Source organism: Mesorhizobium vachelliae (genome assembly GCF_033977325.1).
GTDB classification, from domain to species: domain Bacteria; phylum Pseudomonadota; class Alphaproteobacteria; order Rhizobiales; family Rhizobiaceae; genus Mesorhizobium; species Mesorhizobium vachelliae.
In genome coordinates this window covers 53138-64589 of record NZ_JAVIIR010000021.1, presented here as the reverse complement: position 1 = coordinate 64589, position 11452 = coordinate 53138, and the positions used below count along the sequence as shown (strand labels likewise).

The 11452-nt window shown below is 65.0% G+C and carries 9 protein-coding genes; 8 read left to right on the top strand and 1 reads right to left on the bottom strand.

What is annotated here, in order from left to right; genetic code table 11:
• Positions 1-560 precede the first annotated feature (560 nt).
• Together RFM41_RS30750 and RFM41_RS30745 are read left to right on the top strand one after the other, a co-directional pair.
• Positions 561-2201 (top strand): ABC transporter substrate-binding protein, encoded by a 1641-nt coding sequence (locus RFM41_RS30750; protein WP_320253020.1) that lies wholly within the window; start codon positions 561-563, stop codon positions 2199-2201.
• A gap of 630 nt (positions 2202-2831) precedes the next feature.
• Positions 2832-4517 carry a tetratricopeptide repeat protein gene (locus tag RFM41_RS30745; protein ID WP_320253021.1) on the top strand — a complete coding sequence of 562 codons (1686 nt, stop codon included), beginning with the start codon at positions 2832-2834 and terminating at the stop codon, positions 4515-4517.
• 34 nt (positions 4518-4551) lie between these two features.
• Here RFM41_RS30745 and RFM41_RS30740 read toward each other — a convergent pair whose 3' ends face one another.
• Positions 4552-5334, bottom strand: a complete 783-nt coding sequence (locus tag RFM41_RS30740; protein WP_320253022.1) for a YciC family protein — start codon at positions 5332-5334, stop codon at positions 4552-4554.
• 149 nt (positions 5335-5483) lie between these two features.
• Between RFM41_RS30740 and RFM41_RS30735 the strand changes: the two genes are divergently transcribed.
• From RFM41_RS30735 to RFM41_RS30710, 6 genes are read left to right on the top strand one after another with little or no spacing between them, the layout of a single operon-like run.
• A complete protein-coding gene (locus RFM41_RS30735) occupies positions 5484-6110 on the top strand; it encodes a DUF4129 domain-containing protein (protein ID WP_320253023.1) in 627 nt (208 codons plus the stop codon).
• Positions 6107-7321: a DUF4350 domain-containing protein gene (locus RFM41_RS30730; protein ID WP_320253024.1), complete on the top strand. Its 1215-nt coding sequence runs from the start codon at positions 6107-6109 to the stop codon at positions 7319-7321. The genes RFM41_RS30735 and RFM41_RS30730 overlap by 4 nt, the downstream gene beginning before the upstream one ends.
• Positions 7308-8261 (top strand): AAA family ATPase, encoded by a 954-nt coding sequence (locus RFM41_RS30725; protein ID WP_320253025.1) that lies wholly within the window; start codon positions 7308-7310, stop codon positions 8259-8261. The genes RFM41_RS30730 and RFM41_RS30725 overlap by 14 nt, the downstream gene beginning before the upstream one ends.
• A complete protein-coding gene (locus RFM41_RS30720) occupies positions 8258-9562 on the top strand; it encodes a DUF58 domain-containing protein (protein ID WP_320253026.1) in 1305 nt (434 codons plus the stop codon). Before RFM41_RS30725 ends, RFM41_RS30720 begins: the two co-directional genes overlap by 4 nt.
• Entirely contained in the window at positions 9559-10575 is a 1017-nt protein-coding gene (locus tag RFM41_RS30715; protein WP_320253027.1) for a stage II sporulation protein M, read from the top strand. Before RFM41_RS30720 ends, RFM41_RS30715 begins: the two co-directional genes overlap by 4 nt.
• The gene (locus RFM41_RS30710) at positions 10562-11440 is read left to right on the top strand and encodes an RDD family protein (protein ID WP_320253028.1); all 879 of its coding nucleotides are present in this window, start codon (positions 10562-10564) and stop codon (positions 11438-11440) included. The genes RFM41_RS30715 and RFM41_RS30710 overlap by 14 nt, the downstream gene beginning before the upstream one ends.
• Positions 11441-11452 lie beyond the last annotated feature (12 nt).

Here is an 11452-nt window from a genome sequence, read left to right as displayed (position 1 = left end):
CAGTCTTGGTCATGGTGGCGTTCCTTCGCGGGAATCGGTGACGTGAACAATCACCAGCCTGCCATGACCGCCCTCTCTCGGCGAATTTGCAGAACTCTCAGCACACTACCCGCTGAGATGCTGGCGGGACAGCGTCCCCCTCTCCCTGCCGGGCATCTCCCCCACAAGGGCAGGCCAATCGCATATGGCGCTCCCCCTCTCCGTCTCGGCTTCGCCGAGCCACCTCTCCCCCGCCTTTGGCGGGGGCGAGGAACCCAGGCTTGCGAAGGTCGCGCCCTCGCCGGTTGGCGTTTCCTCGCCCCCATGAAATGGGGGAGAGGTGGCTCGGCGCGCAGCGCCGAGACGGAGCGGGGGCCAGCGCTGCCATAGGCGACTGCCCTGCCCACAAGGGGAGATCGGCTGTACCGCCCTTGCGGAACAGCGCACAAGAACTGCGGAAAACCAAACATTTCGCCGGGAGAAGCGGACCTATCATTCCCTCGCAGGCAACGGCGCCCTGGCGGTCGCATCCGCCCCCGCGCCTGGCGATCCCGGGGCGCCCAACAACAGAGGGAACGACGATGAAATTCATGCTGACCGACAGAAAACTGCACCCGCAGGCCAAGCCTACCGCCAACGATTTCAAGGCGGGCGCGATCAGCCGGCGCGAATATCTGGCTTTGATGGCAGGCCTCGGCGTCAGCGCCGCCGGCGCGATGGCGCTGGGCGGTATCGCGCCCTCGCCTGCCCGTGCCGCCGAGCCGAAAAAGGGCGGCGTGCTGCGCGTGGCGATGAACGTCAAAGGTTTCAAGGACCCGCGCACCTTCGACGGCGTCGAGATGTCGAATGTCGCGCGCCACTGCAACGAATATCTGGTGCGCTGGAAAACCGACTTCTCTTTCGAACCCTGGCTCTTGGAAAGCTGGGAGACCAGCGACGACGCCAAGACGATCACGCTTCATGTGCGCAAGGGCATCACATGGTCGAACGGCGACACTTTCAACGCCGACGACGTGATCCATAATCTCAACCGCTGGTGCGACGCCTCGGTCGCCGGCAATTCGGTCGCGGCCCGCATGGGCGCGCTGGTCGATGCCGGCACCAAGAAGCCGGTCGATGGCGGCATCCAGAAGGTCGACGACTACACCGTCAAGCTCAACCTGCCCAAGCCCGACATCTCGCTGATTGCCGGCATGGCCGACTATCCGGCGCTGATCATGCACCGCTCCTATGAGGGCGACGGCGACCCGAAGAAGGCTCTGGCGATCACCACCGGCCCATGCGAGTTGGTCAGCTGGGACGCCGAGACGGGCGCCGAGGTGAAGCGCAAGGACAAGCCCTGGTGGAAGGGCGAGTTCTATCTCGACGGCATCAAATGGGTCGACTACGGCTCCGATCCCAACGCCACGCTGTCGGCCTTTGAATCCGGCGAGATCGACACCGACCACGAGACCACGTCGGATGCCGTGTCGCAGACCGATAAGATGGGCCTGCTGAATTCCGAGATCGCCACCGGCTCGACCATCGTCGCGCGCTTCAATGTCTCCAACGCGCCCTATGACGACGTCAAGGTGCGCCGCGCTGCCCAGCTTGCCGTCGACAATGCGGCGGTGCTGAAGCTCGGTATCGATGGCCGTGGAAAACCCGCCGACAACCACCATGTCGGGCCGATGCATCCGGAATTCGCCGATATCGGCCCGGCCAAGCAAGATGTCGACCAGGCCAAGAAGCTGATGTCGGAATCCGGCAAGGCCGACCACGAATATGAGCTGATTTCGGTCGACATCGAATGGCAAAAGAGCACCGCCGACGCAATCGCAGCGCAAATCCGCGAGGCGGGCTTCAAGATAAAGCGCACTGTGCTGCCGGCCGCGACCTTCTGGAACGACTGGGCGAAATTCCCCTATTCCTGCACCGAATGGCTCGGCCGCCCGCTCGGCGTGCAGGTGCTGGCTTTGGCCTACAAATCGGGCGGCGCCTGGAACGAAAGCGCCTATTCGAACAAGGAGTTCGACGAGCTTCTCGATAAAGCGCTGGCGACGCCGGACGCCGCAAAACGCAAGGAGATCATGGCCAAGATCGAGACGAACCTGCGCGACTCCGGCATCATCATCCAGCCCTACTGGCGCTCGGTCTACCGCACCTACCGCAAGGGCGTGCAGGGCTGCGAGCAGCACCAGGCGCTCGAGCAGCATTTCGAGAAGGTCTGGCTGGAGTCCTGATCCTCCCGGGACGGCCATGTAAATTAGGCGGCACCCCGAGCGACAAAGTCGCTCGGGCACACATCCAAATCACAGGTCTGGACAACCCACCTAGGGTTGTTTGCCTTGACACGGCAATTGCTCATCTGTCTGTAATCTGACGCGTCCCCCTAGGGTCCGCCGAAGGACTTATGCAGACAGGGAGTATTTTGATGCGTGCCCGTTGGGCTTTCTTTCTTGCGCCAATTATCCCAGCGGCAGTGGCTGGCTACAATCTACATATGCACCGTCCCCAGATGACGGCGCTATCGAGCTTCATATTCATGTGCCTCGTATTCTATTTTCTGGAGGCAATAGTCGGAATCCCTGCCTTCCACATCCTAAAGCGGAAGCGTTGGCAGTTTTTTTGGATATACGCTGCCGTCGGCTTTCTGGCGGTTTTCGCTCCATTGTTTGCCCTGTGCCTCGCTCGGTGGCGGTCATGGTACGAGATCGGCCCAGTCTTAAATACATGCGCCTTGGTGGGGATATACGGGGGTGCTATCGGCTTGATTTTCTGGCTTTTGGTCCGACCGGATAAAGATCCAGTGAAGCAGCTTGCCTCGCATTTTATCTAATCTCTCTCCGCTCGGTCAAAGCGTGCGCGAAACCATGGACCATTTTGATCTCGGCACCTATCACCGCCCCATTTCCACGTCCTCCACCGAAACCCAGCGCTGGTTCGATATCGGGCTGAACTGGTGCTACGGCTTCAACCACGAGGAAGGCATCAAATGCTTCGAGAAGGCGCTGGAGGCCGATCCAGCTTGTGCCTTCGTGCATTGGGGCATCGCCTATGCCGCCGGGCCTTTCTACAATCTCACCTGGAAGGAGCATGGCAAGGCCGAGGCCGACCGTGTCGCCAGGCGCTGCTTCGAGCATATGCGGCTGGCGCAAGCCAACGCGGCGAGCGCGAGCCCTGTCGAACAGCGGCTTATCGAGGCGCTGGCCGCCCGCTTCCAGCAGCCGCAGGGCGTGAGCGCGACGGAATTCGAAAGATGGGACGACGCCTATGCCGCCGCGATGCGGCAAGTCTATCGCGCGTTCCCGGACGATCATGACGTGATGGCGCTGACGGTCGAGGCGCTGATGATGCGCACGGTGCGGCGCCTGTGGAACCTCAAGACCGGTGCGCCTGCACCGAATTCCGACGTGCTGGAGGCGCTGGAGATCTGCGAGCGTTCGATCAGCCTCTCGGACGAGGCAGGCACCGCGCCTCATCCAGCGGCGCTCCATCTGCATATCCATCTGCTTGAAATGTCGACGCAGCCCGAGCGCGGCATGCGCTCGGCGGAGCGGCTGGGCACGATGTGCCCGGATGCCGGCCACATGAACCACATGCCGGGGCACATTTACGTGCTGTGCGGCGCGTATGAGAAGGCGAAGATTGCCAGCGAGAAGGCGGTGCGCGCCAACGACCTCTACCTCGCCTATGCCGGCGAGCCGACCTACTACCTGCTTGGATGCTGCCACGACCTGCATCTTATGATGTTCACCTGTATGTTCCTTGGCCAATACCGACCGGCGTTGTGGGCGGCCGACAAGGTGCGCAGCCTGGTGACGCGCGATGTCGTCAGCATTCCCGAGCGGCCCAAGCTGACGCAGACGGTCGAGGGCTATCACGCGATGAAGTCGCATGTGCAGGTACGCTTCGGGCGCTGGCGCGAGATCATCGACGAGCCGATGAACGACGAGCCCGACCTCTATGTGGTGACCAGCGCGCTGCAGCATTACGCCAAGGGCGTGGCGCACGCGACGCTGCGCGACTTCGCTTCCGCCGAGTGCGAACGCGAACTATTTAGCCGGCAAATCGACAGCATTCCGTCGGAGCGCCGCTTCCTCAGCAACCCGACAAAAGCCTCGCTGGCGGTAGGCGCAGCGCTGCTCGATGGCGAGCTCGCCTATCACCGGGGCCGGCATGACGAGGCCTACCGGCATCTGCGCCGCGCGGTCGAGCTCGACGACAATTTATCCTACACAGAGCCGTGGGCCTGGATGCATCCGCCCCGCCACGCGCTGGCAGCGCTTTTGCTCGACCAGGGCTATGCGGCGGAAGCAGAGCAGGTCTATCGCGACGATCTTGGCCTGAGCGGCGCCGTGCAGTGCTGCGCCCAGCACCCGGACAATGTCTGGGCGCTGCACGGGCTGGTCGAATGCCTGAAGCGGCGCGGCGAGACGGAGGAACTGCCGGGACTAGAGGCGAAGCTTGCCGCGGCGCTGGCCAAGGCGGATGTGGCGATCACCTCGTCCTGCCTCTGCAGGACGAGCGTGCTAGCGGACCATTGCTGTTGTCATTAGGTTTGTTGTCGCACCAGGACGATGGCGCCATCCGCTACGAGAAGATCTCCGCCAGTTCGTCGATGCTTGCACCTTCCTTCGCCTGGCGCAGCTCGACGTAGCTCACCGCCGTTGCGATCGACAGCACCATCGACACCACGGTCTGCACCAGCGCGGCCCCGATCTCGGCGATGATGCCGCCGAACAGCACGAGAACAAGCAATATCCCCCACTGGATGATCATAGCGATGATGATGAGAATGAGGAATAGGCCGAAAAGCGCCCAGCGGCTGCCCTTGGTCAGAGCCCGGCTGCGCGACATCGAGCCGAAAACGCCCCGCCGCTCCTGGATCAGGACGGGCACCGACATCGACCAGCCGAGCCAGAGGATGATGCCCGGCACGATCAGCAGTACCAGGCCGATACCGGCGCCGATAGCGACGAGAATACCGATCGCCAGAGTCGGCAGCAGAAAGCGGATCGCAATCTGGATGCAGTCGCCGAAGGACGGCCGCTTGCCGTTGAGATCCTCGATGGTCGCCCGCACCAGCGCAGATTGCAGCAGCAGCGTGAACACAAACGAGATCAGGCCGGCGATGACGGTGATGTAGGAATTGCGAAATGCCGCGCTTGGATCCGGCGTGGCACCCGGATCCGTTTGCAGAATTGCATTGATCTGCGGCTGGGTCGCCATCCGGATCAGCAATGTCGGCAGCCCCGCGAACAGCGCCGCCAACCCGACGCAAAGTCCGATGTTTCGCCCAATCACGCCGAAGGTGTTGCTGAATACCCTGCCGATCTCGAACCTGCCGGGTCGTCCCAATGTCGCAGTGGTCATGATAATTTCCCCCGAGTCACCGCCGTATCCAATCGCTGACTTCAAAGTAAATTTGCCAAGATTGACGGGTTACGTCCAGTGCGCTTGCAATTGTCATGGGGTATTGCCAGTGTCGGGCCCGAACCGCAGGTTGCAGGGGGAACGAGCGGGTGACGGCCGCAGGGACGGAAGATGCCGGACGGCTGGCGCAGTTGCACAAGCAGCTGCTGGCCGGCGATTCGATCCAGTTCGGGCTGCCAACCTATGTGCGGCCCGAGCCGCCGGAGTGGCTGAAGCCGTTTCTCGACGGCCTGGCAAAGCTCGGTCCCTATATGATCTATCTGTTCTGGGGCGCGGTGATCATCGGCGTCGCGATCATTGCCTTCCTGCTTTTCCTCGAGGCCAAAGGCATCGCCTGGCGCCTGCCGTGGCGGCGGAAACGCGAGGAGACCGAAGCGAAGGAAGAATGGCGGCCTGACGCGGGTGCTGCCCAGATCCTGCTCTCCGAGGCCGATGCGCTTGCCGCGCGCGGCGAGTTTGACGAGGCTGTGCATCTTCTGTTGCGCCGCAGCGTCGCCGACATCGCCACGCGGCTGCCCGACTTCCTGCGTCCGTCGCTCACCGCGCGCGATATCGCCGCCGCCGGCTCCATCCCCACCCGGCCCCGCGCCGCCTTCAGCGAGATCGCCCGCATCGTCGAGGCAGCCTTGTTCGCCCGCCGTCCCGTCGGCGCCGAGGGCTGGCGGCAGGCGCGCGGCGCGTATGAGCGTTTCGCCTTCCGGGATGCCTGGGCATGACCGCGCAGGTGACGGGGGCAGGGCAAGAACCGTTCAGCCGCAGAACCTTGTTCTGGGGCATTTTCGCCAGCCTGCTAGCGGCGGCCGGGTTTTTCCTCTTGTCCACCTATGCCCCCGATTTCCGCGAGCCCGAAGGCGGCGGCACGCCGTTTTCGAAGGGCGGCACCGGTTATGCCGGGCTTGTCGAATGGCTGAAGCTGACCAACGGGCAGGCGCCGCCGATGGAACGCGGCGAGAAGGACCTCGAATCCCCGCTGGCATCCGCGTTCCTGCTCGTCGTCACCATCGCGCCGGGCAGCGACCCGGCCGCGCTCGACCGCATCATCAAAGCGCGATCGGGCAAGGACACGCTGTTCGTCCTGCCGAAGTGGCAGACCTTTCCCTTGTTCGGCCATGACGGCTGGGAGACCAAGGTCGAGCGGCTGCCCAATTCGGTCGTCAACGACTGGCTCGGCCGCATCGCCAAGGCGAAGCTCGGCGAGGCAAGGAACACGCTCCCGCAGCTCAATATCGCCGGCCGCACGGTGCCCGCGCCGGACGAGCTGCAATGGGTGCCGGACGACCATCCGCTGATCGCGGCCGGCGACGGCAGGGCCATCCTGACCGAGCTCGACAACGAGCCCTTCTACATCCTTACCGATCCAGATTTCATCAACAATGCCGGGCTGAAGGACGAGCAGACGGCAGCCGCCGCGCTCGACATGATCGCCATGATCGAGCCTGCCAAGGGCGCCGTCATGTTCGACCTGACGCTGCACGGCATCGGCCAGAAATACGATCTCGCCAAGCTTCTGGTCGAACCGCCCTTCCTGGCGCTGACGCTGTCGGTGCTGGTGGCGGCCGCGCTCGCCTTCCTGCACGGGCTCGGCCGTTTCGGCCCGCCGCGCGCCGAGGGCCGCGCCATCGCCTTCGGCAAGCGGGCGCTGGTCGACACCACGGCGATGCTGCTCAGGCGCGCCGGGCGGCTGCAAGAGCTTGGCGACCGCTACGCGGCGCTGATGCGCCAACGCGCCGCCGCGCTGCTCGGCGCGCCGCATGGGCTGCAGGGCGAGGCGCTCGACCGCTGGCTGGACTCCCGCGACAAAAGCGAAGCGCACGGCTTTACCGCGCGGTTCAAGGCAGTGAACGATTCCAACAGTTTGGCCGGAATGCATGACGCAGCGGGAAAGCTGCATGACTGGACGGCAAGGAGGCTCGGTGAACGTCGATGAAGTGAAAGCCCTGGCGGGCGCGATCAGGGAAGAAGTGGCGAAGGCGATCACGGGGCAACGCGACACCGTCGACCTGATGCTGACGGCGCTGTTCGCCGGTGGGCATATCCTGCTCGAAGGCCCGCCAGGCACCGCCAAGACCATGACGGCGCGCTGCTTCGCGCAGGCGCTCGGCGTCGCCTATGGCCGCATCCAGTTCACGCCCGACCTGATGCCCGGCGATATCGTCGGCTCCAACATCTACAATTTCCAGACCGGGCAGTTCACGCTGACGCGCGGCCCAATCTTCTGCGACCTGCTTCTCGCCGACGAAATCAACCGCACGCCGCCGAAGACGCAAGCCGCCCTGCTCGAGGCCATGCAGGAGCACGCCGTCACCTTCGACGGCACCACCCATTCGCTCGGCCGGAATTTCATGGTCGTGGCGACGCAGAACCCGATCGAGCATCAGGGCGTCTATCCCCTGCCCGAAGCGCAACTCGACCGCTTCCTGTTCAAGCATCGGGTGAGCTATCCGGATCTCGCGGAAGAGCGCGCCATCATCGTCCATCACGGCGGCTCGGCTTCGCACGATATCGAGCAATACGGCATCAAGGCGCGGACCGACCGCAAGACGCTGGAAGCCGCACTTGCGACGGTCGGCGACGTCACGCTGGTCGACGATGTCGTCGGCTATATCGCGGCACTCGTGCGCGGCACGCGCGAAAGCCCCGACCTCGAGGTCGGCGCCAGCCCGCGCGCGGGCGCCATGCTGGCGCGGGCCGCGCGCGCCAGGGCGGCGCTCGACGGCCGCAACTACGTCATCCCCGACGACGTCAAGGCGCTGGCGGTGCCGGCGCTGCGCCACCGCGTCGTTCTCTCGCCGGCCGCGCAGATCGACGGGCGGCTGGTCGAGCAGATCGTCTCCGACCTTGTCGACCATACGGAAGCGCCGCGTTGATCTATCCGAGCGGAAGAGCGGTCTGGGCGGCGGCGGCGGGAGCGATCCCCGCCTTCCTGATCGCGCTTGCGCTGCCCTCTATCTGGTATCTCGGCCTGTTGTGGATCTGCGTGCTGCTTGCCTTCCTGGCGGTGGACGCCGCCGCGGGCCGCGGCCGCGCCTCGCTCGATGCGACGCTGACAGCGCCGTCGCAGGTGGGCATCGGCGGGCGCTTCACGTTGCACATCGCGGCAGGTGTCGGGGCAAAGCTACGACGCCTGCAGGCGCGTGTCGGGCACGACCAGCGGCTGCTGCCGGTCGCGGGCACCGGCGGCGCGCTGCCGGCCAATGGCGGCACGCTCGATCTCGAATTCGAGGCCATCCGCCGCGGCATCGCCAGTTTCGACCGGCTGTGGCTGCGCTGGCAGGGCCCGTTCGGACTGGTCTGGAACCAGGTCGTGCTGCCGGTCGACCGCAAGGTTGCGGTGCTGCCCAACGTCAACAGCGCGCGCGACGAGGCGATCACGCTTCTGCAGCGCTCCGCCCTTGCCGACGGGCACGCGCAGAAGCGCGCCGGCCAGGGCCGCGAGTTCGAGGCGCTGAAGGATTACCAGCCCGGCATGGGCCGGCGCATGATCGACTGGAAGCGCAGCGCCCGCCACGGCAAGCTTCTGGCGCGCGAATTCCGGATCGAAGAGAACAACAACATCGTTCTGGCCATCGATAGCGGCCGCCTGATGTGCGAGCCGGTCGATGGCGTGCCGAAAGTCGACCGCGCCGTGACGGCAGCACTTCTGTCGGCCTTCATCGCGCTCAAGGGCGGCGACCTCGTCAGCCTGTTCTCCTTCGATGCCAGGCCGCGCGTCTCCAGCGGCGCGGTGCGCGGCTCGCCGAGCTTCACCATGATCCAGAAGCGCGCTGCCGAGATCGACTATTCGACCGAGGAGACCAACTTCACCCTGGCGCTCACCACGCTTTCGGCCAGGCTCGACCGGCGCTCACTGGTCATCGTCTTCACCGATTTCGTCGATCCGATCAGCGCCGAGCTGATGCTGCGCACCGTGGGCCGGCTGACCGAGCGGCATCTGGTGCTGTTCATGCTGATGCGGGACGTCGAACTGGAAACGCTGGCCGACATGGCGCCGGCGGCGCCGGAGGACGTCGCCCGCTCCGTCATCGCCGGCGACCTCTTGCGGCAGCGGCAGGTGGTGATCGGCAGGCTCCGGCTGCTCGGCGCGCATGTCATCGAGGCCGACCATCAACGGCTCGGCCCGGCGCTGGTCGAGCGCTATATCCAGCTCAAGGAGGAGAACCTCCTATGACGCTGTCCGCCGGCACCGATGCGGTGCGCCAGTCGCTGGCAAGCTTCCGCCAGGAGCGCGAGGCCGACTGGAAAGCCTTCGAGGCGCTGCTGGCGCGCGTCGAGAAGCGTGCGCCCCGTGCGTTGTCGGAAGACGAGCTCCTGTCGCTGCCGCTGCTCTACCGCTCGGCGCTGTCATCGCTTTCGGTGGCGCGCGCGACCTCGCTCGACCGTGCGCTGATCGCTTATCTCGAAGCGCTATGCCTGCGCGGCTATTTCTACCTCTACGGCGCGCGGCGATCTTTAAGAACCCGCATCGGCGACTTCTTCCTGCACGATTGGCCGGCGGCGATCCGCGACCTGTGGCGCGAGGTGTGGACATCGGTCGGGCTGACGGTGATCGGCGCGATTGCCGGCTATTGGCTGGTCGCCTCCGACAAGCGCTGGTACGACGCCATCATCGCGCCGAGCCTGGCGGGCGGACGCAACCCGGATTCCTCGGCCGAGACGCTGCGGGCCGTGCTTTACGGCGGCGGCGACCATTTCCTGTCGGGCTTTGCCGCCTATCTCTTCACCCACAACACGCAGGTCTCGATCCTGGCCTTCGCGCTGGGCTTCGCCTTCGCTGTGCCCAGCGTGCTGATCATCCTTATGAATGGCTGCATGCTCGGCGCCATTTTCCAGATCTATGCCGCCAAGAGCCTGGGCTTCGAGCTCGGCGGCTGGCTTTCGATCCACGGCACGACGGAACTGTTCGCCATCGCGATTGCGGGTGCCGCCGGCATGCGCATCGGCACCAGCATCGCCTTTCCCGGCGAGCTGACCCGCATGGCCGCTGCCGCCCGGGCCGGGCGCGTGGCGGCGACCGCGATGATCGGCGTCACGGTGATGCTGCTTTTCGCCGGACTGCTGGAAGGCATCGGTCGGCAGACGATCACCAGCGATATTGTCCGCTATTCGATCGGCGGCGGCATGCTGGCTTTATGGCTCTGCTATTTCTACCTGTTCCGGATGGTGCGGCATGGCGACCGCTAGGGCAGCGAAGGTCAAGGACCCGGCAGCGCTGATCCGCCCGCTGGTCACGCCGGAGGGCGTCGACCTCAGGGTGAAGCTCGCCGACGCCGGTACCCGCGCTTCCGGCTTCCTGCTCGACGTCGTGATCATCACCGTGGCGGCGGTCGTGGTAAGCCTTGTCGCGCTGTTCGGCCTTGGCGGGCTTGGCGTGCAGGATGCCGAGCCGCTGTTCATCGTCTGGATCATCTTCATCTTCTTCCTGCGCAACATCTATTTCATCGCCTTCGAGGCGGGACGGCGGGCAGCGACACCTGGCAAGCGCATGGTCGGCGTGAGAGTCGCGTCGCGCAGCGGCGCCGGCCTCACGCTCGACCAGGTCATCGCGCGCAACCTGATGCGCGAGATCGAAGTTTTCCTGCCGCTGTCGATCCTCGCCGCGCGCGCCAGCGCCGATGTCGCCGACACGCTGACGACCATCTTCGGCCTGGTCTGGGCGCTGCTGTTCTCGCTGTTTCCGCTGTTCAACCGCGACCGGCTGAGGATCGGCGACCTGCTCGCCGGCACCTGGGTTGTCGAGGCGCCGAAAGTGGCGCTGGTCGAGGACCTTTCGCTGCGCAAGGACCCGGTCGCCGCGCGCTTCCAGTTCAGCCCCGCGCAGCTCGACGCCTATGGCATCGCCGAGCTGCAGAAACTGGAGGAAGTGCTGCGCCGCGACGACTATTCCGCGCTGAAGGCGGTGGCGGAGACGATCGCCCGCAAGATCGGCGCCAGGGTCGAGCCGGTGGATTCAAAGGCATTTCTCACCGCCTATTACGGCGAGCTCCGGGCGCATCTCGAACGCAAGCTGCTGCTCGGGAACCGCAAGGCGGATAAGTACGCGCGATAGATTGGAGTTCTC